Genomic DNA, 23358 nt, shown 5'->3' with positions numbered 1-23358 from the left:
TAACATCCTGACTCTCTAATTAAAAGTGAGCAGCCCAACCAATCAGGAACCCTTGCGAAGCGGTATCGTATTCAAAGGTGCCCTTGTTTTCGTAATCAACCCAGGTCGATTTATACGCCAGATTTAAATCCGACCAGTCGTTAATTTGATAGCGAGCGCCGGTTAATATCGAGCTAGTAAAATCGGTGTCAGCACCAAGGCCGATATCTAGGCTGGTGTGCACTGTCCAATCTTTACTGAGTTCTTTGGTCCAGCGAACGCCTATCAGATAATCAATCCAATCTTCTTCTAAAGATCTTGAATTCAGGGTTGTCCCGCTGTTTGTGTAGAGTTTGGAATCAATATCGTTATCCCACCAACGTAATCCAACCATATAATCAATGGTACCAATGTCGTATTGATAGCGTTTAAAGCCTTTTGCTTCTAAAACGCCTTGTCTGATCTCAAGCTTGCCATTAAGAATACCTGTGTTGCCGATGATTGAATCTGACTTTCCGCTCAGTTTCATGTAGCTGTAGTCAACGTAATAACCCCATTGATTGTTATAGACCCCCTCTAGTCGAAGCATCGCTCCCATATCCAAATGATCCACGATGAACGCTGGGTCAACATCAACATCACTGGACAAATTACCAATGGTGGTATCGCCACGAATATTCAGCGCCAGTGCGTAAATTTCAATGCTGTGTTGCCATTTTTTAGTGTCTGTTTGTGAGTCGGCCTGTTGCGCATTTACGGTTGAGCTAGCGACCAATGCTGATGCGAGTAGGTAATGCCATTTAGCCATATTGATATCCTTATCCGGTTTGAAGAAAACATACTATAAATGTATGTATTCATTATCCATTTTTCATATATGCAACTTGTATATTTCTGATTGTAGACTATGTTTTTTAAAAAGAGCCAAATTTAAAGAGTGAGGATATGAAGTTACAGAGTATTTTTTTGTTCGTCGCGGTTTTGGGATTAACGCCTATTGCATTGTCTTACGGGTATGCACCAGCTATTTCTCTGGATTACCTTTTCGGAATCGATGCTAGCCCTATCAATGTCACACATATCTTTCGTGCAGTGATGGGGTTGTACTTAGCATTGGCTTTGTTTTGGATAGCAGGAGCGTTATTAAAGAAATATCGATTGCCAGCACTTTACAGTTTGGTGGTCTTCATGTTGGGTTTGGCTGCCGGCCGAGTCATTAGCTTGGTGATAGATGGCATGCCTCACTGGCTACTTGTCGTCTATCTACTATTGGAGCTTGGCTTTGGTTTGGTAGGAATAAAAATGATTCATAAAGAACAATCTGAAACAGTATAAGGACATTCTATGAAAAGGATTTTTCACCTTGTTACTCTGAGTGTGTTGAGTAGCTTTTCGCTATCAGCATGGTCAGCCCAAGAGCAACCGAATATTTTTGTTATCTTCACGGATGATATTGGGATCTCAAACCTGAGTGCTTATCACAATGGTGTGATGAGCAGCGAAACACCGAACATCGATAGTATTGCTGAAAAGGGCATGCTACTGACTGATTATTACGCACAACCCTCTTGTACGGCGGGGCGTTCCGCATTCTTAACGGGTCAACTTCCTGTTCGAACAGGCATGCACTCAGTTGGGTTACCGGGTGGCCCAGTTGGTTTAAGTGCTGACACGCCAACGCTTCCTGAGGTTCTTAAAACCATGGGTTATGTCACGGGGCAGTTTGGTAAAAACCACCTTGGTGATAGAGATGAATTCTTACCGACGATGCACGGTTTTGATGAGTATTGGGGTTGGTTGTATCACTTGAATGCAATGGAATACACAGAAGATCCAGATTGGCCAAAAGATGGATCTTTGGATGCGTTTGCACCTCGTAATGTTATTTACGCAAGATCAGATGGCAAAGGCGGTCAAACGATCGAAGATGATGGTGCATTGTCGATTGAGCGTATGCGTACACTCGACGATGAAGTTAATAAACACGCGATCAACTTCATCGAAAGGGCGGTTGAAGCGGATAAGCCATTCTTTACTTGGTACTGTCCATCACGTGGTCACGTTTGGACGCACCTGTCACCTGAATACGAAGCCATGCTTGGCCAAAACGGTTGGGGACTTCAAGAAGTGGTCATGAAAGATCTTGATGACCATGTTGGTGAAATGATGGCCAAAATGGAAGAACTCGGTATTGCCGATAACACCATCATCATCTTTACTGCGGATAATGGTCCTGAGATCATGACGTGGCCAGATGGTGGTATGACACCATTCCATGGCGAAAAAGGCACAACTTGGGAAGGCGGCGTTCGCGCTCCTGCACTTGTGAGCTGGCCGGGTAAAATTCCTGCAGGTACTGTAGGCAATGGCATCTTTGATGGTATGGACTGGTTACCTACTCTGGTTGCTGCGGCTGGTGGTCCAACGGATCTTAAAGAGAAAATGCTGAAAGGTCACGATGGCTTTAAAGCGCACCTTGATGGTTACAACCAAGTGGACATGCTGACAGAGAAAGGCGAGTCTAATCGTAAAGAGATCTACTACTACGAACGAGACAAGCTACAAGCGGTTCGTATTGGTGATTGGAAGGCGCACTTTGTGGTCCAAAACCATGGCTGGAGTGGTCCGAAAGAGGAGCTAAACGCACCGTTACTCTTTAACTTACGTCGTGACCCGTATGAGCGAGCGGCAGAAGAGTCGGGCATGTACTTGAAATGGATGGGGCAGAAAATGTGGGCATTTGGTCCTGCTCAAGCTGCTGTTCAACAACATCTAGCAACCTTCCAAGAGTGGCCCCCAGTGACACCAGATTTACCAGCTGAGAAAACAGGTGGTGTGGGTAATTAATACGCACTTGTCTCAAGTAGTTGGGGCAGAAAAGGCTGAGTAGAAATACAAAATCCCGTTGGAGACTCTAATCGTCGCCAACGGGGTTTTTGTATTTTGGTTGTTTAAAAGCCTGTTTTAATCATGCAAAAAAGGCTGAATAAAACGCTATTTTGCTTTCAACGTAGTGTTACGTTCTACAAATTGAACCGGCACCATTAATTTCACTAAGCTGGTGTCTTGCTCTTGAATCTGGCTAACGACAATCTTCACGGACTCACGTGCAAGGCGTCGGAAATCCTGCTTGAAAGTGGTCAATTGGTAGTTCAGCCACTGAGTTTGTGGGATGTCATCAAACCCAATCACTTGTAGATCTTCTGGGATACGGAGCCCGAACTCTAAACGAGCCACGTCCATCACTGCCATAGCGAGATTGTCCGTCGCACAAAATATGGCTTCAGGGTGAGAAGCTTCTTTGAACATGGCTCTGATGATCTCGAGTGAATCAAGGTAATCGTAGTCAGCTTCAATCACGCGAGCCTGTTTGCCAGTTAAGTCTTCAAATTCTGTGCAGAAACCCACTTGGCGCTCGCCATTAGTAAATGTCGGGACGTTACCTGTGAGGTAAGTGGCTGACTTGATACCAAGTTTATGAAAGTGCTGAGCAGCAAATTGACCTGCAGCGTAGTTGTCGCTCACCACATGGCTACTCTTAGTCCCTTCAACAACCCGCGCGAACTGAACGATAGGGATGTCGAACTCTTCACACTCTTCATAAAGCGACTTATTAAAGGTCGCAGAAGCGGCAATCACGCCATCAACTCGGTATTGGAAGATATTAGGGATAGAGTGGTTATCGTTTCCATCAACTTGCCAAGGAATCAATACCGCAGAGTACCCCTGTTTTTGTAGCTCAGTAGAGATAAGCTGCAGTGTTTTCATGTGAATAGGGTAGTCGGCATCAGGAAAAACTAGGCCAATCAATTTGGATTCATTTGTCGTCAGACTGCGGGCAAAGGCATTGGGACGATAATTCAACGATTTTGCTGCATCGAACACTTTCTGCTTGGTCTTTTCAGACACTGAACTGCCCGGTACAAATACGCGAGATACTGTTGATTGAGAAACGCCAGCAAGCTTAGCGACATCTTTAGAGGTGACGGTTGGCTTTGACGCCGTGGAGTGTTTTGGAGAGTTCATAGACCATACTTTTGAACCAAATTGACTGCGCACAGAGTAACATGATTAGGTACGTACTCATAAAGTAATGCCAAGGAATGATATGAAAAATAAGGAATAATGGTTATTTTGAATTCTATGTTGGGTACAACCCATTAACGGTGTCGCTACAAATCTCTTTACAAAAATGTAGCTTTAAATAAATAGTGACTAAAAAGCTCTGCTTAGAAGCAGAGCTTTAGATTACGAATTTACTCAAAAATGAATTACATACCGCTACATCGTTAGAAGTAGTAACGAATACCGGCAGCGAACTGATCATCATTGTTTTCGTATTTCACACCATTGTATGAATCTTTACCGTTGTCGAATTGGTATTCCGTCCACACCAAGAACTTGTTCTTCTTAAAGTGGTACTCAAGGCCAGGGATAATAAGTTGACGTTCGTAGCCATTTGCGTTGTCGTCTGTGTCCGTTAAGTAGTTAACGTTAAAGGTTGGACGTAGACCATTTTCAAAGTGGTAGTAGGTGAAGAATTCAGCACCACGGTGGTCGTAGAATTCAGATTGGCTGGTGGTCTCCCAGTTTGAACCTTGGCTGTAAGTGAAACCAACAAATAGTCCATCATTAGTGTAGTTCACACCTAATAAACCTATGCGTTGTGTGTCGCCATCTTTGATGTTTTGAACTGTGCTATCCACATCATCAAACTCATTCTGATGGTACGCTAAGCCAATCGTTAGGCCATCCATAACGGTGTACAGCGTTGAAGCACCGATACCGTTTTTCAGCGTAACAGTATCTGAATTCGTTTGGTTGAATCTTGTTGATACAGCGACATCTTCGCGAGTTGTTTGGTAAGTGAAGCCGTATTTCCAGTTGTCGTTAATGCTGTTGCGGTAAGTTATCGAGTTTTCAGCACGGCCTGTGCCTGATGAAATACCCCAGTCAGATAGGTTGTAGTAACCAGAACCACGTGAACCAAACACACGACCCATATCGGTAAACCAAGCCACATCGTAGAAGGTAGACCACTGTTTAGTACCCGCAGCAATCTTGCCGTATTTGTCGTGCTCTACGCCTGCGTATAGAAGTCGGTCGTAAATATTGTCGCCGTTAGCACCTGAGTTGTAACCCCATTCGGCATGGCCAAAGCCAGTCCAACCGTTATCTAAGCCCATTTGACCTTTAAGGCCGAAACGAGAACTACCGCTGTTCCATTCGCCATTATGATCGCCACCTTTGTCTTGGTAACGAACGTCGAAACGACCGTCTAAAGTAAGGCTATCGCCCGCGTCATTGGTAAAAGTGTGTGCAGCAAAAGCTGAACCTGATGTAAGTGCCGTCAGGATCACTGCAGAAAGTATCGACTTGTTCATTGTTGTTCTCTTTATTCAGGCCGCAGAAAGCCACCGTGCTTTCAAGCCCGTTATATAGGTAATGGTTTGGCAGGGTGTGCCCATCCGTGAGGCACAAGTTGGTTATCTTGGGTGGAGCAAGTTGCCGAGGGCGAGAAGGAGCCCTCGGCAGTCATGCCTGCCTAGCGTAGGTAAGGACTAGGTAGACAATAGGACATGGTTACAGCGTTGGATTCATGATAGATGAAGTACGTTTGAACACGTCCAGACCTTGCTGTTGTAGCCAGTAAGGAAGGTCGATAAGAACCCAGTTCTCAGACAGTTTGTCGCCGTCACGGTAGTACACGTCAACCACTTGCATGTTTGCGCGTACTTCGCCGCCAGTCATACCTAGGAAGCCACCTGTTGGTGTGTTTGATAGGTTTGGCCAACCGAAGAAACAAGAGAAGTTACCTTCAGCGAAACGACAAACGTGACCGTTGAACTTCTTGTCTTTCAGGTTGTTACGGAAAGGAAGTTGGTGTTGCTGTTGGTAGCGAGGAATTGTGTAAGACGCGCCGATACCACATGGGCCGTACCAAATCATGTCTTTTGACCAGCTCTTCGCTAGTACTTCTGGTGGGCAACCCATCGCGCCGCTGTCGTTAAGAGCTGACAGGTCATCAACCATTTTGTTTACTAGAGCAAGCGTTGCAACGCCTTCTTCTGGAGCCGCGTCTTCAAACAACAGACCATCGTGGTTACGTGGGCCAGGGTATACGAAGTGCTTACCGGTTGATGGTGGAAGTGGGTAGCAACCCGCTTGATCCATCATGCCTAGAAGGTCTAGGAACAGGCCTGTCTTAGTGATTTTTCCGTCAACCACACAGTTAAATTCTGCGTAGCGAACGTTCATGATATTGCCAGTAGGGCGCATGCCTAAGTATTCAGCGTCGAATAGACCCATGAAGTGACCCATGCTCATTACCCAAATCTCATCTGGGTTAACTTCGTTGTTACCGCCGATGAAGATGTCTTGACGACGCTGCATGCGAGTCATTGACTTCATCATTGGCGCCCAGAATACGTCAGCCGCTGCTTGTGCGCCTTCTTGCTCGCGGAATGGGTAAACACCGCGCCACAAGTAATCTTCAGACGTGTGCGCTTTTAAAACTTCAGCAACGTTCTCGTGTGTTGCGTTTTCGATAGCGTCAAAGTAATCGCGAACAATGCGTTTAGCTTCTTGATATTTAGACATAGTAAATTCTCTTTTTTGTTGTCGAGCCAACATTCGGAACAGGACTCGATTTGGATTTTGTTACCGGCTGACTTCTCAGCCGGATTGATGTTTATTTCGTGTCTTTAGAGGTCTTCAACTTCTAGAGGTTTTCAACTTTTAGAAGTCTTCAACTAAAGGGGATTAAGCTTTTGCTGTTTCCGCTTTTTTGCTCTTGTCGAAAATGCCGCCTTTCAATGTTTCTGGTAGAGATAGCCACAGTAGGCCAGCTAGAATCCATACGATTGGCGAGCCCCACATTGCCGTTGCAAGGTCGCTGCGCTCTTGGATGAATACCAACACCATTGGTGCCCACATGCCGATGATACGACCACCGTGGAACAGAGCTGCACCGAAGCTACGTAGGTGAGCAGGGAACAACTCAGAGAAGTAGCCACCCCATACCGCAGAAGCAGACAGACCGAAGTTGTAGATAAGACCTAGGATAGCCAGCATGTTTAGGCTGCCGATCATCACGTCGCTTGGTGCTACGAAGAATACTGAAGCCATGACACCCGCAAGGATGAAACCAAACGCGTTCACTTTACGGCCGTATTTGTCGGCGATTGCACCCCATACCCAAGCACCGAATAGAGAACCGAATGCTGAGATAGAGAAGATGATGCCGATAGTTGAACCGTCAAATTGGCGAACTTCTTTCAGGTACGTTGTCACGAAGCCAGAGAAGAATTGGTAGCCATAGAAGTTAAGGCCAGCCAGTAGTAGACAAGTAATGGTTAACTTGCGGTAAGGCGCGCTTAGCATTTCACCCCAAGAACCTTTCTTCGCTGGTTTATTCGATGCTTCAGCTGCGGCTTGATCTTCTTCACCGTAAGCGATCACTTTCTTGTCGCTAGGTAGGATGAAGATCATCAGTGCTGCAGCAACTAGAGGAGGAATACCACCCACCCACATTAGGCTCTGCCAAGGTGCATCAACGCTAGAAATGAATGCCGCGTACGCGCCCATTGCCATTAGAGCAACCGAGAACATAGAAGAAGCGAATGCGGTTAACTTACCGCGAACGCTTGGTGTGAATAGGCCGATCATCAGGCTTACTGCTACGGTGAAGTAGCCACCTAAAGAAATACCGATGATGAAACGCATTGCTGCCCACATCGCGTAGTCAGTAAACATCATGTTGATGATGGTTGCGCCACCGTTCAGTGCAGTGATGACAATAAGAGTCGATTTCTTACCAAAGTTTGATGCCACCCATGCACAGCTCAGAGCACCAATAAGTGCACCAACCGACTGCCATGTATAGAACTGAGCGGTATCCGCCAAGTTAATACCATCATACGCATCAACGATGTATGGGCGTACGTAGTCAATAATTACAAAGTTATAACAATAGAAAAAGTAGCCAACTAGAATTGCAAGATAAGCAGCTACTCTTTGAATCATAGGAACTTCGCTCATGTGTTTTTTAGTAGTCATGACCGATAAACCTTTATTTTTCATAGGGTGTTTTTAGTTTCGATTATTGTGTGGCGTTTATTGAATATCACCACACCATCTTCATTTCGGGAGAGATAATAGAATTTTTGTGGTTATTAGATCCGTGATCAAAGTCAATTTTAAAATGAGTGCGTACCCATTTTATGCATTTTAGTGATCTTGATCTCATTAGATCGTTGTTTTGGGACTTCTTGGCCATTTAGAGTGTTTAATCATCTATCTTAGTGACAATACTCACACTTATTGTGGGTTTTTGAGGGAAAATATACATTTTTGAGTACTATTAGCGGCGAATGAATTGCGAAATATAATAAACGGAATCTAAAAATGGTTACGTACTCAAGTTTTGTGGTTATTGCTCTTTATGTACTAACTACTCTATTTATCAGTTACTTAGTGAATAATCGTTATAGCGTTGGTGGCGATTTCTCAACGGGCGGAAAACAATTTGGTTGGTTTACGGCAGGTGTGTCGATTCTTGCAACCTACATCAGTGCGATGACGTTCGTGGGCATGCCGGGCTGGGTTTATAGCTCAGGCATGGAAGCGATGAGCGTCCATTTGAATTACCCAATAGTGATCTTTTTCGCTGTGGTTTTCTTTGTCCCGGTGTTTTACAAACTCGGCCTGACTTCGATTTATGAATACCTAGAGCACCGCTTTGGCGTTGTTGCTCGCACGATCAACTCTATCGTGTTTATTGTGGTTCAGTGTATTTCGGCAGGTGTGATTTTGTATGCGGTTGCACTGATCTTGGTGCAAGTGTTGCCGGTGAGTATCTCCGAGGCAATCATCTACATCAGCTTATTTACCGCTTTGTATACCTATGCGGGTGGGATCTCAACCGTCATATGGACAGACATGTTGCAGTCGGCGGTGCTGATCATCGGCAGCATTGCGATCTTTGCTTTATTGCTGATGAAGATTGATGCAGGTGAGGTGTTGTCTCCTGAACATCTAAACATCATCAATCTCGATTTCGACTTGGGAGTTGATACTACATTGTGGGCGGGTGTGGTTGCCGTGAGCTTCTTACATCTAAGTGTGTATGGCACTAACCAACTGATTATTCAAAGAACGTTGGCAACAAAGAACGTGAAGACAGCACAAAAATCCATGCTGCTTTGTGGTTACGGCGCGTTCTTTATTTATCTGTTTTTCTCGGTAATGGGCGTTCTATTGAGTGTCTTTTATCAAGAGCAAAGCTTTGAAAACAGCAACGAAGTAATTCTTGATTTTGTGTTTAACCATACCAACCCAATCATTGTTGGCTTGGTGATTTCCGCACTCTCAGCAGCAGCGATGTCGACACTGGATTCTACTTATAACTCAATGGCGACAGTCGCAACGTTCGATTTCTATAAGCGCTTTTTCCGTAAGAAAGCTTCCGATGCACATTATGAATCGGTGGCAAGAAAGATGAGCTTGGTTGCTGCGGCTTCAGTTGTAGTACCGGCTTTGATGGCGGTTTCTAATGAATCAGTGCTTAAAACTATTGCGAGCCTGACTTCTATTTTTGTTGGTATTCGCCTTGGCTCTTTTATCCTGGGTTTGTTCTTTAAAAAGGCAAATGAGAAAGGGGTGATTGCAGGCAGTATTGGCAGTGTGGCCGTCGTATTCATCGCTAAATACAGCGGCATAGCTTGGCCTTGGTTTGCCTTGGTTGGCACTGTGGTTTTCTTGGTGTTAGGCGTTGTTGTGAGCCGCTTCTGGGGAGAAGTAACCGAGCAACAAAGCGAATTTATTGCCAAGCAGAAGCATTTGTTCGCTAAGCCTACGGCGAGTCATTACGGCTTGTTGGTATTTGCTGTTGTGACGATTGCTGCTTGTACTGTTATCCCTGATTGGCTTTATGCCGCTCTTTCTTAATTGACCGATTTTTTACTGGTATATCTATGTTATCGATCTTTGATATCTACAAAATTGGTGTGGGACCATCGAGCTCTCACACCAACGGCCCAATGATAGCGGGTTTTCATTTCACACAATTAATCGCGGATAAAATCGCAGAAGTGACGCGTGTTCAGGTGGATTTATACGGTTCTTTGTCATTGACTGGCATAGGTCACCACACCGACAGAGCAACCATCTTGGGTTTGCTTGGCAATAAGCCAGACACGATTAAGATCACCAGCGCTAATGAAGCGATGCGCCTTGCTATCGACAGTGGTGAAATGCAGCTGAGTGGCAGTCACACCATTGGCTTTAGCTACCAAACCGACATGCTGTTCCACGAAGACAATCTGCCTTTGCATGAAAACGGCATGATGATTACCGCGTTTGACCAAAGCGGAAGCGTAATTGTTGATGAAACCTATTATTCGATTGGTGGTGGCTTTATTGCAACCGCGGATGAACTGCAGAATGGAACTAAAATCCAAACAGTAGAAGTCCCGTTTCCATTCAAAAATGCCGATGAAATGCTGAGAAAAGCAGAAGACAGCGGCATGAGCTTGGGTGGCATGATTCTGAAAAATGAAGCAGCTTTCCAAGGCGATGATGTTATCTCAGAAAAGGCCGATCAAATCTGGCGAGTAATGACTCGCTGCATGGAACGCGGATTTGAAACCGAAGGCATTCTTGATGGTGGTTTGAACGTGACTCGTCGTGCGCCAAACTTGCTGAAAAAGCTGGAAGCGAATGCGGCCGTTGAAAACGATCCAATGGAAATCATGGATTGGATTAACTTGTTCGCCTTTGCGGTGAGTGAAGAAAATGCGGCTGGTGGCCAAGTGGTGACATCACCCACTAATGGTGCTGCGGGCGTTATTCCAGCCGTATTGATGTATTACCATCGCTTCATTAAAGAGTTGGATACCAAGCAGTTAAAAGACTTCTTAGCCGTATCGGGTGCGATTGGTATTTTGTACAAAACCAACGCTTCTATTTCGGGTGCGGAAGTAGGGTGCCAAGGTGAAGTGGGCGTGTCGTCTTCTATGGCGGCAGCGGGTTTAACGGCATTACGTGGTGGCAGCAATGAACAGATTTGTATTGCGGCCGAAATTGCGATGGAGCATTCATTGGGTATGACGTGTGACCCGATTGGTGGCTTGGTACAAGTGCCATGTATTGAACGAAATGCGATGGGTTCCATGAAGGCGATTAATGCTTCACGAATGGCACTCAAACGTAACAGCAAAAGCCTGATTTCATTGGATAAGGTTATCGCTACTATGTATCAGACGGGTAAAGACATGAATAAGAAGTATCGTGAAACGTCTCTAGGTGGTTTGGCGCTGATTCATTTAGCTCACCCTTGTGAATAGCAAGCGTAAATAAACGATATCTGTTTCAAACAAAGCCCTGCCCCTAAGTTTTAGAAATCTAGGGAGCTGGGCTTTTATTTTGCTTAAAGAAAAGGGCTGTCAGGAGAAGTGAACTAATCCCCAAGAGGCAACTTATAGCTGTTTTTCAACTCTTTAACCGAGATGTTCGATTGAATCGCACTCACGCCTTTTACTCGTCTGATCGAGCTAATACGCTCAAAGTACTCTTCCAAATCTTTCGCTAGCACTTGAATCATATAGTCGGCGCCGCCTGCAATACAGTGACACATAGGAATCCAATCGGTTACTTCGACAAACTCTTCAAACGGTTCCGTGTTTTCTACTTCATGGTTACCCAAGGTCACAAGAGTAAAACCAGCTACATGAAAACCAAGCTTTTTGCGGTTTAGCTTCGCGGCGTAACCATCGATATAGCCCGTCTCTTCCATGCGTTTCCAGCGACGCCAGCATGGGGTTTCGCTGAGGTTAACCTTCTCCGCGAGCTTGCTGTTGCTCATGCGTCCGTTTTGTTGGATATGTTCTAAGATGGCGATATCTGTGTCATCTAACACTTCTTTGGTGGATTCTTTCTGTTTCATGGTGTTTCTAGGAAAGTATTGCTCAAATTTGGATTAATATTAGCCTATATAGCAATTTAATTCCTAGTCGAATCTGTAAACTCTCTCCGTATAAATACTTTACTTATTAGGAGTGAGAGGAAATGAGCTCTCAATTAATGCTGGCGTTCTTGCTATTTTCAACATCAATTGCAATTACCCCTGGGGCAGGCAATATCGCATTACTTGGGATTTCAAGTCGTTATGGGTTTGCTGCGACTTTACCTTTTATCTCTGGAAACGCTGTTGGCATCATCATCGTACTGGCGGGTTCCAGTGTCGGTTTGGTGAGCCTATTTACTCTTTACCCAGAGCTATACAACATTTTGAAATACGCGGGTGCGGCTTATTTGCTGTTCATGGCGTGGTCGATTGCTAACATGCAAATCGAAGAAAGCACCACAGATAAACGTTCAGGTTTTATGTCAGGTGTGTTGGTGCAGGTGTTAAACCCTAAAGGTTGGATAGCTTCATTAACCGTGTTTTCGCAATTCATTACTCCGAATGCAGATTACTTGATTCAAGTAGTGACCATTATCGCGGGTATGGTTATTACCGGTGTGCCGTGCATGTTGGTGTGGGCGTATTGCGGCACCATGCTGAAAAAATTGCTGCAATCACCAAAACAGATGATGTTTGTGAACCGTTGCTTGGGTGGAAGCTTAGCGATGGTGGTTGCCTTTATGCTTTATCAACCTGCATAAAGCGCCTCTACAAATAAAAAAACCACTCCTAAATCCATAGGAGTGGTGTCTAAATATAGACTAAGTCGTTAACAGTAAAGAATTAAGTTAACAAATATTTAAGGAACTTGAGTTAAAAGCTTTTATGCCTAGAAGCTTTTAAGTTTTAAGTTTTAAGTTTTAAGTTTTAGGTTTAAAGATTAAGCCGTTTCAGTCTCTTTAACTGGAGCTGAGTTACGGATTAGGTGGTCAAATGCACCTAAGCTTGCTTTTGCACCTTCACCCATCGCAATGATGATCTGTTTGTAAGGTACGGTTGTTACGTCACCCGCTGCGAACACACCTTTCATTGATGTTGCGCCATGAGCGTTAATTTCAATTTCACCGCGTGGTGAAAGCGCAATTTTCGAACCCTTCAACCATTCGCTGTTTGGCATCAGGCCGATTTGAACAAAGATACCTGCTAGTTCGATCTGTTTAAGTTCATCCGTATTGCGGTCTTTGTATTCCAAACCGGTTACACGGTTGCCATCACCAATCACCTGCGTTGTTTGTGCCATCTTGATGATTTCGATGTTTGGCGTTGCGTTTGCTTTATCGATAAGCACTTGGTCGGCACGCAGTGTGTCTGCAAATTCAAGTACGGTTACGTGTTCCACGATACCCGCTAAATCAATTGCCGCTTCAATGCCTGAGTTACCACCACCGATAACCGCTGTTTTCTTTCCTTTGAATAAAGGGCCGTCACAGTGTGGGCAGTAAGCGACGCCTTTATTGCGGTAATCTTGCTCACCCGGAACGTTCATTTCACGCCAGCGAGCACCAGTACTTGTGATGACCGTGCGAGATCGTAATGTTGCGCCGCTCTCAAGTTCAACGTGGATGTAACCGTCTTCAGTGTCTTCTGCCGCAATGATGTTAGCCGCGCGCTGCTCAGTCATTACTTCAACACCGTACTCTTTTACGTGCTCTTCAAGGCTTGCCACTAGCTTAGGGCCAGTTGTCGCTTTCACAGAGATAAAGTTTTCAATCGCCATGGTATCCATGACTTGGCCACCGAATCGGTCAGCAACCACACCAGTGCGAATGCCTTTACGTGCAGCATAGATAGCGGCTGAAGAACCTGCAGGGCCACCGCCGACAACCAATACATCAAACGGTGCTTGTTGGTTTAGGTTTGCCGCTTTCTTTTCTGCAGCGCCTGAATCAACTTTGTTAAGGATCTCTGCCAGTGACATACGGCCTTGACCAAATAGCTCACCATTAACGAATACGCTTGGAACTGCCATGATGTCGCGAGACTTCACTTCGTCTTGGAATGCTGCGCCATCAATCATAGTTGTCTTAATTAGAGGGTTAATCGCCGACATCATGTTGAATGCCTGAACCACTTCTGGACAGTTTTGGCACGATAGCGAGATGAAAATCTCTACATTAAGCTCTTGATCGAGTTCTTTAATTTGTTCGATTACGTCAGCTTCAAGCTTGATAGGGTGACCACCACTATGAAGCAGTGCTAGAACCAGTGACGTAAATTCGTGGCCCATTGGCAAACCGGCAAAACCGATCGCGGTGCCTTTCTCTTGGTTCACGACCTGCATGATAGGGCGGCGAGAGCTTGCGCTATCATCTCGAGTCACTTCAATTTTGTCGGTTAAAGACGCGATGTCATTCGCCAGATCTTGAAGTTTGTTCGCGGTGTCGCTGTCATCCAGGCTCAGCACTAACTGAACATTGGTTTTTAGGTTTTCTAGGTATGCTTTTAGCTGCTGCTTCATTGCTTGATCTAACATAATCGTGCCTGCTCTTAAATTCTGTGTCTTGGTATTGACCAATACCTTCTTGCTGAAAAAGGAAAATAAAAAGGGGGCGCAAGTCGGCAAATATTGTGGTGTTGATGTTTTGAAAGGGTGGCGCGCAACTGCCCTTTAGGAGGGGGCCGAAGCGCGCCTGTAGAACTGTTTAACTGTTCTGTTTTACTTGTTATTTCTTAGCTGTTCTTGTTTGAACTAGGCTTAGATTAAATCTTGCCTACTAGGTCTAGAGATGGCGCTAGAGTCTCTTCGCCTTCTTTCCATTTAGCTGGGCAAACTTCACCTGGGTGAGCGGCTACGTATTGCGCTGCTTTAACCTTGCGTAGTAGGTCTTCAGCGTCACGGCCGATACCTTCAGCAGTGATTTCCATTGCTTGGATAACGCCTTCAGGGTCGATTAGGAAAGTTGCACGGTCTGCAAGGCCCTGACCTTCACGCATAACGTTGAAGTTATTTGTGATGTTGCCTGTTTGGTCGCCTACCATGAAGTATTCGATAGTGCCGATTTTGTCAGAAGTATCGTGCCATGCTTTGTGAGAGAAGTGCGTGTCAGTTGATACTGAGTAAACTTCTACGCCGCGAGATTGAAGCTCTGCGTATTTGTCTTGTAGGTCAACTAGCTCAGTTGGACATACAAACGTGAAGTCTGCTGGGTAGAAGAAGAATACAGCCCACTTGCCTTTAACGTCTTGCTCAGTGATTTCTACGAATTCGCCGTTTTTGAATGCTGTTGCGTTGAATGGTTTGATTTCTGTGTTGATCATGATTCGACTCTCTTTCTAATTTGTAGTGTTTAACGCTATCCCGCGTCGATGGAGATATATTGCATTCGCACCGAAAATTAGTGAAATCGGACATTTCTATAGATTCAATAGGCAAATCCTATCTTCGAAAGGAAAGGACTATCGGTAAAAGCTATCAACAAAAACGATTAACAAAAGCCATCAAACATCAGCAACCCCAATTTGAGTAGCTATGCTTTTTAGGTTGTTCTCTATTTAGGTAAGCAGTATTTGGTTCAGTATCTATGTAGGTAAGGGGAAGTACGGTTTCTTTACGCGAGTTGAGTTGAGTTGTTATACCAATCTGTAAATAACAAAAAATTATCATTAATATAATTTATGATAATTTCAGTTAATCGTCACATCTCCATATACTCTCTCCATCGAAACGAAACATCGAAGCCAGTCTTCGAAACGCACAGAATTAAAAACGAATTTGGAGCAAGTTATGAAAATGAATCACGTAGGCATCATAGTTGGCGATATGGACAAAGCAGTCGAGTTTTACACTAAGGCTCTGGGTCTAAGAATCGTAATGAACAACACTAAGGTTATGGAAGAACGCGAATCAGCAATCGGCCGTATGTGTATCGCAGTATTTGGCGAAGGCTTCAAAGGCTTCAACATTGCACACCTAGTAACTTCTGATGGTATCGGTGTTGAGCTGTTCGAAATGAAAGATCGCCAAGAGCGTCACGAAGTTGATTTCTCTCGCCTAGGTATCTTCCACTTCTGTCTGCAACTTCCAAAAGAGCAGTTTCATTCAGCTATTAAGCGCGTTGAAGAGTTTGGCGGTAAGGTTCGTATGGACATCATGCGTTACCACCCAGAAGACGAACTAAAACAAGCGCAAATGGTTTATCTAGAAGACCCGTTTGGCAACCTATTCGAATTTTACTCGCACACATACGAAGACACCTACGCGACTGATTACGAGTAATCGCGTTACTGCCTTCCATAGGTAGAAAAACCGAAACACCCCCTAAAGAGGATTGGTAGCGATACCAGTCCTTTTTTTGTGTCTGTAGGGCTTAATTTAGGAACATCGGATAAACTATCGGTTGCACTAAAACAAGCCGACATTGTTGCTCTATAGTGCAACGTTGGACTGATTGAAAACTTAACTGATTGATAAATATGATGTTAAACCATTGGCATATATGTTGCTCTATTGCCTTTATGTAAATTGTATACAATAAAAAATACATAAAGGAAGTCACATGGAACAGAACAGTGAATTGATCTACGGATTAGACGATCGACCATCAGTCAAAGCAGCCAGTTACGCGGCGCTGCAGCATGTATTAGCCAGCTTTGTTGGCATTATCACACCCACGCTCATTATTGGCGGTGTTTTAGGGTTGGGTGAACACATCCCTTATTTGATCAGCATGGCACTGATGGTGTCTGGGGTTGGCACTTTTATACAAGCTAGAAAAATAGGGCCAGTTGGCGCAGGGATGATCTGTGTCCAAGGGACCAGCTTTGCGTTCTTAGGTTCTGTCTTAGGTGCGGGTTTTCTTGTTAAAGCAAATGGAGGTGGGCCGGATGAAATGCTCGCCACCATTTTTGGTGTCTGCTTCTTTGGTGCATTTGTCGAAATCGTCCTATCGCGCTTTATCGAAAAACTCAAAGTAGTGATCACGCCCGTTGTGACCGGCATCGTTATCACGACGATTGGTGTCTCTTTGATTAAAGTTGGCGTCACTGATATCGCGGGTGGTGTTGGCGCAGAAGATTTTGGTTCTGGAAGTAATTTGATGTTGGGTGCGATTGTGCTCGGAACCATAGTGGCACTTAACCTAAGCAACAACGCCATGGTAAGGCTGTCGTCGATTTTAGTCGGATTGGTTGTAGGGTGGGGCGTTGCTATTCTGATGGGCAAAGCGCCAATGGTTTCTTTTGCATCTCAACCGCTATTGAGTATCCCAGTCCCATTTAAATATGGCTTCGCTTTTGATTGGCAAGCCTTCCTCCCTATTGCTTTTATCTACTTGATTACTGTTATTGAAACAACCGGTGACCTTACCGCTAACAGTATGTTTTCAGGGCAGCCAGTTAAAGGGCCAAAATACATCAATCGACTCAAAGCTGGCGTGCTAGGTGACGGCGTGAACTCGCTTATCGCCGCTGTATTTAATACTTTTCCGAACACGACTTTCAGCCAGAACAATGGCGTGATCCATTTTACTGGGATTGCGAGTCGTTACATAGGCTACTTCATTGCGGCAATTCTTTTTCTATTAGGTCTATTTCCCATCTTAGGCGCGGTATTAATGACGATTCCAAAGCCAGTATTAGGCGGAGCGACATTGGTGATGTTTGGTACGGTTGCTGCGGCGGGCATCAAGATTATCGCTAGTGAGAAGCTGGATCGTCGCAGAATCATGACGATTGCTATCTCATTAGGTTTAGGGCTGGGGGTAATGCTGGTACCGGATTTATTGAAAGAAGCACCCAAGCTAGTGCAAAGCATATTTGGCTCACCTGTCACGATGTCGGGTGTTGCTGCTCTTGTTATTACCGGGTTGATGTCTTTGGTGCCTGAAACTAAAGCCAAATCGATGACGAATTCGGTACAAACCAGTAAAGCGTAACTTATACAGCCGAGCAGAAGCGTAGGTGACTGATTACGAGTAATCGCGTTATCTACCTACCATAGGCAGAAAAACGAAACATCCCATAGAGAGGATTGGTAGAGGTACCAATCCTTTTTTGTTTGGATTTTTTGGATCAGTAGCTTATCTATATGCGGGTGATTGAGAAATGTACAAATTTAAGACGTTGTTAAAGTTGACGTTTTGACGATAAAACCTTTCATGAATATGACGGAAGAAAGTGTCGTTCATGAAAACATTCCGTCATCATACCGAATGGTAGCCTTGGCTGAGCAGTGACTATACTCAGAATTATATTGCTAACCAACAACAACGAAAATAGAGAAACATGCAGAGATTAGCGCACCCAAATTACATGAAAAAATTACATATTATCTTTACCGCTCTTATCCTTATGATATTAGCCGGATGCACCTCAACGTCGGCTGTCGGCAGTTCTAAAACAAAGGAATATGCCAAGTCACATGCTCTTGCTGGTAAAGCTTCTTGGTATGGCGATAAATTCCATGGAAGGCTCACAGCAAGTGGTGAGACGTATAATATGAATGCGAATACTGCGGCTCATAAAACCTTGCCATTCGGAACTATCGTGAGAGTGACCAATACAGACAATAACAAGTCTGTTGATGTGAAAATTAATGATCGAGGCCCTTATGTAAAAGGCCGAGTGATCGACCTGTCGCACAAGGCATTTGCAAAAATCGGTAACGTTAAACAAGGCACCGTGCCTGTTAAAATCGAGATTGTTGATGATAGTAATACCTTTCGATACAAACACTAGAATCCCCTCCTAACCTCCCCTTGGTTTACATCTCCGATCCCTTACCAGTAGTGGGAAAGGGGAGGAACAGAACCTCGATATCGGTGAATCAATAGCTCATTTATGCTTACTCAATAAGGCTGCTTTGTAGCCTTTTTTGTGCCTTTCGATAATCCATTTTTAATAAGATTATCTTATTGTTAATATGTGGGTTGATGATGTTATGTGGTCAATAAATCAGTGTCTTAGCTTTCTTATTATTAGGGTTCATTGAAATTTATTGTGAAATAATGAAAAGCTGAACTAATCCAAGATTGGTTGTGGCGGGCGTGTAATAGAAAGGGGGAGGTACAATTGATGGGAGAAGAAGACTCTCGAAGTGAGGGAAATTACATTTCGTTACTCACTGAAGTAAATCTGAAATATTAGTGACACGGTTCTGAAATTTTTGGTGTTTAGCTTATGGGCTTCTATATCGCATTCAAATAAGGAAATACCCGTGAAGCTAACCCCTGTCGTTGCAGCCCTAATTATGTCTTTTAGCTCAGCAAGCTATGCTTTCAGTCTTCAACAATCTGCCAATGAAAACAGTGAAGATCTCGTATGGACAGGGCACCTAAGCCCAGACAGCGACACGGTAATGTCTGCGATGCTCGCGGCTCATATCTATGGCGGTACAGCGACAGTACCAGAGCCTATCAATCCAGAATCCACCTTCATCTTGAACTACTGTAATGCTGAATCTCCACGCGTAGAGACAGATTACTCTTCATACCGAGTGGGGCTGGTAGACTTCAATCAAGTCACTCAGCTAGCGCCAACCATTGACCAAGCATCGATTGTTGCTGTGGTTGATCATCACGCAATTGGTGGCTCACCGATTAACACCCCACAGATTGTCGAAATGGATATTCGAGGTTGGGGATCGGCTGCAACTATTCTTGCTGACAACGCTGAAAAGTTGGATGTGACCTTACCTAAGCACCTTGCTTGTGTAGGCTTAGGCGCAATCCTTTCTGATACTGTGGTATTCCAATCATCAACCACTACTGAGCATGATCGTGAATATGCTGAAAAGCTGGCAAAAGTTGCAGGTATTTCAGATATCGAAGATTTTGGTCAACAGATGCTGATTGCTAAGTCGGATCTCAGCCATCTTTCTTCTGAAACCATTCTGACTCTGGATTACAAAAACTTTAAATACGGTGGCAAACAGGTGGGTATCGGTGTGGCTGAAACGCTAACGGCTCAACAACTGATTGACCGTAAAGACGAGCTTTTGGCGGCTATGAAAGCCTACAAAGAAGAGAACGGCTTGGACCATCTGTTCTTCTCAATCACAGACACTAAGAACAAAGAAGCAAACTTACTTTGGGTAGATGAAAGCGACTATCAAGTGATTAAATCGGCTTTCAACGCTGAACCAACAAGCGACATGTTGACGTTAGAAGGTGTAACTTCTCGCAAGCGTCAGATTGGCCCTGCGGTACAGAAAGCCATTGAGAGTTTGTAGAGAATAAGAGCCGTTACTTTATAAATGAGTAGTGAAGGGATTGGTAGAGATACCAATCCCTTTTTGTTTTTGGGTGGTGTTGAACTGGATTTGGATAAAATTGAGTTACGTTTTTTTCTAATTTGACAAAGTTTATGGATAACCCAGATCTAACATAGACCTTATGATACGAATCCCAAAGGGCATTCGCGACCAACCACGTGAAGAGTTAGACTTAGAGCAGTCTTAAACAAGTAACCAATCTTAGTCGCGGCTTTCCATTATCGGTAAGTTAGTATTCATAGTTTGAAATAATAATACAGTGTTTTATTGTTTATAGTAAATCTCAGACAGAATGACTAACAGGACAATGAAATGACCTCAATCAAAACCATTGGTTTAACAGCTATCGCACTTGCACTTATGACAATTACTGGCTGTACCAGCTTAAAGGTAAAGGCTGCGAACGTATTCGTGTCTGACCCAATTATCACACACGCAGACCACGACCAACTTACCGAAGCCAGTTCGAAAATCGATGGTATCCGTTATACATCAATGACGACGACGATCATCACGACCAAAGCAGCAAAGCGCACAAATGGAGTTGCTCGCGTAGACATCGAAGCTGATGGAATCGAAGAGGTGCAATCAAAATGGCATGGTGAAGAACACGTTTGTCAGATGTACCACGATCGTATGAACAATCCAGAAACTGAGGGCCTGTCAGACATCGTCGGCAATGGATTGGCGCTGAACTACCAGATCGCTATTCGTGGTGTTGATGGTCAGTCCTATACTTGTTCTGGGCATGTAGATCCACAATAACAAAAAATAACACTGCGCTTTACTGGGTCTATTTCAAAATTTGGAAACGAATTTTTTTATCGCTGTTTGGTGAGCAATGTACCTGTTTTTCACATTAGCTAGTTGTATTACTCGTGCCATACCTAATGAAACGTTTGGGGCACTTTCGAGATAGGAAGTACCAAAGGTAAAAATTCATCCTACGAAGCTTCTGGACATAAATGAGTTTCGGAGAACCAAGTATTAGCAAATCACGAATTAGCATAAGTATGGAAAGTCACTAAGCTCACTGTCCAGTATTGTTTTTACACAAACCTGACATTGATGAATGCCATAAGCTATCGATATAAACATCAATATATTGTATTATTATATCCGTATTTATACTTATTAGGATTTTCTATGTTGATTCACGAATTTTCGAATAAGGACGTTACCGCTGAGCATGTGATTTTAGCTCAAGCAATACTAGCAGGGACTGCTCAAGGTGATAAAAGTAAAGCACAGCGCTTTATGATTTTTGTAAATGAGATTCCAGATGCGCCGACTGTGCAAAACCTGATTCCACGCTTTAGTCAATTTATGAAGCGCTTTAAAGCCAGCTGACATTCAGAATACGTTACACAGGGATGTGTAATTAAGATCACCAATTCCCCCCTAAACACTACCTACTTTTAAACTCTATCTGACCCTATGCTCACTCTATATCTAGCCATTGTTGTCGGAGGACAATAGAGTTTGATCAATTTTAAAAACGTTTCTGGACAATTATGAGTTAGCCGATGTGACTAGTTCACACTTGGACAATCTATGAGCTGTTAAGGTGTTAGCTATCAGCTACACGGCAATTAGGTCCTCAGACAACCCATTTAGACACTTCCCCGCCGCCTGCCAACGAACATTAATGATCACCCTTTGACCATGATGCAAGTTTGCTCTCTGAGGCTTAGAACACGTAATTAAAGTGCCTTCTGGATACTGCTGACCGTTATCGCAGTAAATGCGTACGTACCCTCTCCGAGTATCATATTTTGCCACCGCCATGACGGGGGATTTTTCCCCAGCCGTCGACCAGTTTCGACGAAGCCGAGACATAGGAATAGTGGGTGCGCTCACATCAATGTCAGTGAAATGACATGACTTGTCATGAAGTGCGATTTCATTTTTATCATTTAAGTTCGGCTTGTAAAATTCAATCGCTTGTGCCTCATACTCAATGGCTTCGGCTTTATAATTGGTCACAAACAGTAGATGGTGTTTGAATTTCCGGTAATGCTGTCGGATAAGCGATTTAAAAATGTAATTGTGATCTGAGTGGAATGGATTGAAGGCCGCATCAAAATGTTCAAACCAACGATTGACGAGGTCATTCGTTCTGCCAATGTACGTATTTTTGTCGAATGTATGAGCGTAAACATAATACCGCCCCGGTTCACTTAATGAATCAAACACCTCTTGTGGCTTGATCTCGTTTTGTAAATGCACATCGATTATGGATGACATGTATGGTTTGCGATAAAGCGGCATTGGGATTAACGTAGACATGTACTCGGCAAATTCCCCCAACTGTTTCTTTTCAGTTAGGTCTAACCCTGATTTTGCAAGCTTCTCTTTGATCTCACCCCTTCGTTTCTTATCAAGTTTCCACGTATAACTCGGAGCATGATACCTCACTGGACAGAATGCCGGGTAAATCGGTTTTAAAGCTGAACAACGCCATTCTTCAATTGAATTGCGTTCAAACATTGAAATATCGGCAAACGTGATGCTTTGAAAAAGGGCTTTGATGACGGTCTCTGTGGGTACGCTTTTCACATTAAAACTTAAATCTGAGGATCGTCGTGCAATGATGGCATCATGATTTCATTTAATGTCCAGGTTACGTAAAAAATTTAATCTAGACACTAGATGGAGCATGCTCATAAGTTAGTTAAGGAGAACCGTACTTTAAGTCATGGCCACAAAGTCAATGTACTCTTAGCTCAACAAGTCCTCTAAATTAGCTACTGTGAGGTGTTAGAACTCGCGGCAAAGTAACTCCTTATAGATCATTAAACTTTACGTAGAAGCGAATAAAAATGACTAGATTGGCTCATATGCCATCGCTTGTGTAGCATCAAAACCTTCGATACAGTTTTGTTTCGTAAAGCTCAATATCAGCAGTTTACAATCACTATACTGCCCGCGCAGTCAATAGAAAATGTACTGTTATTGATTGAGTACGATTTCCCACGGAGTAACCACTTTAACGAAGAATGTGGCACTTTCGAGTTAGAAAGTGCCACGGGTAAAAATTCAAACTGAGAAGCTTTTGGACAAAAACGCGTTAGATCAAAAACTCTAATTCACTTAACTGATATTAGAAAAAGTATCTTGAAACCTTAAAGCTGAGAGGTTGCTACGGCGACGTTGAACAATGAGTCTTAGATCTCTAATCAGTCACGTTAGTATGGGTGAAGCC

20 protein-coding genes are annotated in these 23358 nt (G+C 43.9%); 11 read left to right on the top strand and 9 right to left on the bottom strand.

What is annotated here, in order from left to right:
* Nucleotides 1-19: 19 nt before the first annotated feature.
* On the bottom strand, nucleotides 20-787 hold the full coding sequence (locus L3V36_RS11790; RefSeq protein WP_017095862.1) for a hypothetical protein: 768 nt from the start codon (nucleotides 785-787) through the stop codon (nucleotides 20-22).
* A 137-nt stretch (nucleotides 788-924) separates the two neighbouring features.
* Between L3V36_RS11790 and L3V36_RS11785 the strand changes: the two genes are divergently transcribed.
* Nucleotides 925-1314 (top strand): DUF4345 domain-containing protein, encoded by a 390-nt coding sequence (locus tag L3V36_RS11785; RefSeq protein WP_017087160.1) that lies wholly within the window; start codon nucleotides 925-927, stop codon nucleotides 1312-1314.
* A 9-nt stretch (nucleotides 1315-1323) separates the two neighbouring features.
* Nucleotides 1324-2826, top strand: a complete 1503-nt coding sequence (locus L3V36_RS11780) for an arylsulfatase (protein WP_017078883.1) — start codon at nucleotides 1324-1326, stop codon at nucleotides 2824-2826.
* A gap of 147 nt (nucleotides 2827-2973) precedes the next feature.
* On the opposite strand, the gene L3V36_RS11775 is transcribed toward L3V36_RS11780, so the two are convergent.
* The 4 genes from L3V36_RS11775 to L3V36_RS11760 all read right to left on the bottom strand — a co-directional run bounded on the left by L3V36_RS11775 (nucleotide 2974) and on the right by L3V36_RS11760 (nucleotide 8037).
* Nucleotides 2974-4005: a LacI family DNA-binding transcriptional regulator gene (locus L3V36_RS11775; protein WP_050652338.1), complete on the bottom strand. Its 1032-nt coding sequence runs from the start codon at nucleotides 4003-4005 to the stop codon at nucleotides 2974-2976.
* A 263-nt stretch (nucleotides 4006-4268) separates the two neighbouring features.
* Nucleotides 4269-5363, bottom strand: coding sequence for a porin (locus tag L3V36_RS11770; protein ID WP_102462587.1), 1095 nt, complete (start codon nucleotides 5361-5363; stop codon nucleotides 4269-4271).
* A gap of 199 nt (nucleotides 5364-5562) precedes the next feature.
* Entirely contained in the window at nucleotides 5563-6579 is a 1017-nt protein-coding gene (locus L3V36_RS11765) for a nuclear transport factor 2 family protein (RefSeq protein ID WP_208775026.1), read from the bottom strand.
* Nucleotides 6580-6741: 162 nt separating this feature from the next.
* On the bottom strand, nucleotides 6742-8037 hold the full coding sequence (locus L3V36_RS11760; RefSeq protein WP_017092550.1) for an MFS transporter: 1296 nt from the start codon (nucleotides 8035-8037) through the stop codon (nucleotides 6742-6744).
* A 348-nt stretch (nucleotides 8038-8385) separates the two neighbouring features.
* On the opposite strand from L3V36_RS11760, the gene L3V36_RS11755 reads away from it, so the two are divergent.
* Entirely contained in the window at nucleotides 8386-9927 is a 1542-nt protein-coding gene (locus L3V36_RS11755) for a sodium/solute symporter (RefSeq protein ID WP_208775025.1), read from the top strand.
* Nucleotides 9928-9953: 26 nt separating this feature from the next.
* On the top strand, nucleotides 9954-11324 hold the full coding sequence (locus L3V36_RS11750) for an L-serine ammonia-lyase (protein ID WP_208775023.1): 1371 nt from the start codon (nucleotides 9954-9956) through the stop codon (nucleotides 11322-11324).
* A 113-nt stretch (nucleotides 11325-11437) separates the two neighbouring features.
* Here the strand turns inward: L3V36_RS11750 and L3V36_RS11745 are convergent, their stop codons facing one another.
* Nucleotides 11438-11923 carry an Lrp/AsnC family transcriptional regulator gene (locus L3V36_RS11745; protein WP_208775021.1) on the bottom strand — a complete coding sequence of 162 codons (486 nt, stop codon included), beginning with the start codon at nucleotides 11921-11923 and terminating at the stop codon, nucleotides 11438-11440.
* A gap of 122 nt (nucleotides 11924-12045) precedes the next feature.
* Between L3V36_RS11745 and L3V36_RS11740 the strand changes: the two genes are divergently transcribed.
* Complete coding sequence (locus tag L3V36_RS11740; RefSeq protein ID WP_004736366.1) at nucleotides 12046-12645, top strand: LysE family translocator; 600 nt, start codon at nucleotides 12046-12048, stop codon at nucleotides 12643-12645.
* A gap of 179 nt (nucleotides 12646-12824) precedes the next feature.
* On the opposite strand, the gene ahpF is transcribed toward L3V36_RS11740, so the two are convergent.
* Together ahpF and ahpC are read right to left on the bottom strand one after the other, a co-directional pair.
* Complete coding sequence (ahpF, locus tag L3V36_RS11735; RefSeq protein ID WP_208775019.1) at nucleotides 12825-14417, bottom strand: alkyl hydroperoxide reductase subunit F; 1593 nt, start codon at nucleotides 14415-14417, stop codon at nucleotides 12825-12827.
* 227 nt (nucleotides 14418-14644) lie between these two features.
* Nucleotides 14645-15202, bottom strand: coding sequence for an alkyl hydroperoxide reductase subunit C (gene ahpC / locus L3V36_RS11730; RefSeq protein ID WP_017078889.1), 558 nt, complete (start codon nucleotides 15200-15202; stop codon nucleotides 14645-14647).
* A 466-nt stretch (nucleotides 15203-15668) separates the two neighbouring features.
* On the opposite strand from ahpC, the gene L3V36_RS11725 reads away from it, so the two are divergent.
* The 6 genes from L3V36_RS11725 (at nucleotide 15669) to L3V36_RS11700 (ending at nucleotide 21503) form a co-directional block, all read left to right on the top strand.
* Nucleotides 15669-16160 carry a VOC family protein gene (locus L3V36_RS11725; RefSeq protein ID WP_208775017.1) on the top strand — a complete coding sequence of 164 codons (492 nt, stop codon included), beginning with the start codon at nucleotides 15669-15671 and terminating at the stop codon, nucleotides 16158-16160.
* A gap of 280 nt (nucleotides 16161-16440) precedes the next feature.
* Nucleotides 16441-17817, top strand: a complete 1377-nt coding sequence (locus L3V36_RS11720) for a nucleobase:cation symporter-2 family protein (protein WP_102572622.1) — start codon at nucleotides 16441-16443, stop codon at nucleotides 17815-17817.
* A 349-nt stretch (nucleotides 17818-18166) separates the two neighbouring features.
* Nucleotides 18167-18619, top strand: coding sequence for a septal ring lytic transglycosylase RlpA family protein (locus tag L3V36_RS11715; protein ID WP_208775015.1), 453 nt, complete (start codon nucleotides 18167-18169; stop codon nucleotides 18617-18619).
* Nucleotides 18620-19097: 478 nt separating this feature from the next.
* Nucleotides 19098-20111: a manganese-dependent inorganic pyrophosphatase gene (locus L3V36_RS11710; RefSeq protein WP_102572624.1), complete on the top strand. Its 1014-nt coding sequence runs from the start codon at nucleotides 19098-19100 to the stop codon at nucleotides 20109-20111.
* Nucleotides 20112-20465: 354 nt separating this feature from the next.
* On the top strand, nucleotides 20466-20918 hold the full coding sequence (locus L3V36_RS11705) for a hypothetical protein (RefSeq protein WP_050712177.1): 453 nt from the start codon (nucleotides 20466-20468) through the stop codon (nucleotides 20916-20918).
* A gap of 381 nt (nucleotides 20919-21299) precedes the next feature.
* On the top strand, nucleotides 21300-21503 hold the full coding sequence (locus L3V36_RS11700) for a hypothetical protein (RefSeq protein WP_004736343.1): 204 nt from the start codon (nucleotides 21300-21302) through the stop codon (nucleotides 21501-21503).
* A 231-nt stretch (nucleotides 21504-21734) separates the two neighbouring features.
* Here the strand turns inward: L3V36_RS11700 and L3V36_RS11695 are convergent, their stop codons facing one another.
* Nucleotides 21735-22712, bottom strand: coding sequence for a GIY-YIG nuclease family protein (locus L3V36_RS11695; RefSeq protein ID WP_208775013.1), 978 nt, complete (start codon nucleotides 22710-22712; stop codon nucleotides 21735-21737).
* Nucleotides 22713-23358: the final 646 nt, after the last annotated feature.

Source organism: Vibrio sp. G-C-1 (assembly GCF_021728015.1).
In the GTDB taxonomy this organism is placed as follows: Bacteria; Pseudomonadota; Gammaproteobacteria; order Enterobacterales; family Vibrionaceae; genus Vibrio; species Vibrio splendidus.
The sequence above is the reverse complement of the archived record's forward strand: the minus strand, read 5'-3'. Positions and strand labels throughout refer to the sequence as shown.

Excerpts from the sequence above, each read along its gene's own strand:
- L3V36_RS11790 (WP_017095862.1), bottom strand. The coding sequence starts at position 787 with ATGGCTAAATGGCATTACCTACTCGCATCAGCATTGGTCGCTAGCTCA.
- L3V36_RS11785 (WP_017087160.1), top strand. The coding sequence starts at position 925 with ATGAAGTTACAGAGTATTTTTTTGTTCGTCGCGGTTTTGGGATTAACG.
- L3V36_RS11780 (WP_017078883.1), top strand. The coding sequence starts at position 1,324 with ATGAAAAGGATTTTTCACCTTGTTACTCTGAGTGTGTTGAGTAGCTTT.
- L3V36_RS11775 (WP_050652338.1), bottom strand. The coding sequence starts at position 4,005 with ATGAACTCTCCAAAACACTCCACGGCGTCAAAGCCAACCGTCACCTCT.
- L3V36_RS11770 (WP_102462587.1), bottom strand. The coding sequence starts at position 5,363 with ATGAACAAGTCGATACTTTCTGCAGTGATCCTGACGGCACTTACATCA.
- L3V36_RS11765 (WP_208775026.1), bottom strand. The coding sequence starts at position 6,579 with ATGTCTAAATATCAAGAAGCTAAACGCATTGTTCGCGATTACTTTGAC.
- L3V36_RS11760 (WP_017092550.1), bottom strand. The coding sequence starts at position 8,037 with ATGACTACTAAAAAACACATGAGCGAAGTTCCTATGATTCAAAGAGTA.
- L3V36_RS11755 (WP_208775025.1), top strand. The coding sequence starts at position 8,386 with ATGGTTACGTACTCAAGTTTTGTGGTTATTGCTCTTTATGTACTAACT.
- L3V36_RS11750 (WP_208775023.1), top strand. The coding sequence starts at position 9,954 with ATGTTATCGATCTTTGATATCTACAAAATTGGTGTGGGACCATCGAGC.
- L3V36_RS11745 (WP_208775021.1), bottom strand. The coding sequence starts at position 11,923 with ATGAAACAGAAAGAATCCACCAAAGAAGTGTTAGATGACACAGATATC.
- L3V36_RS11740 (WP_004736366.1), top strand. The coding sequence starts at position 12,046 with ATGAGCTCTCAATTAATGCTGGCGTTCTTGCTATTTTCAACATCAATT.
- ahpF (WP_208775019.1), bottom strand. The coding sequence starts at position 14,417 with ATGTTAGATCAAGCAATGAAGCAGCAGCTAAAAGCATACCTAGAAAAC.
- ahpC (WP_017078889.1), bottom strand. The coding sequence starts at position 15,202 with ATGATCAACACAGAAATCAAACCATTCAACGCAACAGCATTCAAAAAC.
- L3V36_RS11725 (WP_208775017.1), top strand. The coding sequence starts at position 15,669 with ATGAAAATGAATCACGTAGGCATCATAGTTGGCGATATGGACAAAGCA.
- L3V36_RS11720 (WP_102572622.1), top strand. The coding sequence starts at position 16,441 with ATGGAACAGAACAGTGAATTGATCTACGGATTAGACGATCGACCATCA.
- L3V36_RS11715 (WP_208775015.1), top strand. The coding sequence starts at position 18,167 with ATGCAGAGATTAGCGCACCCAAATTACATGAAAAAATTACATATTATC.
- L3V36_RS11705 (WP_050712177.1), top strand. The coding sequence starts at position 20,466 with ATGACCTCAATCAAAACCATTGGTTTAACAGCTATCGCACTTGCACTT.
- L3V36_RS11700 (WP_004736343.1), top strand. The coding sequence starts at position 21,300 with ATGTTGATTCACGAATTTTCGAATAAGGACGTTACCGCTGAGCATGTG.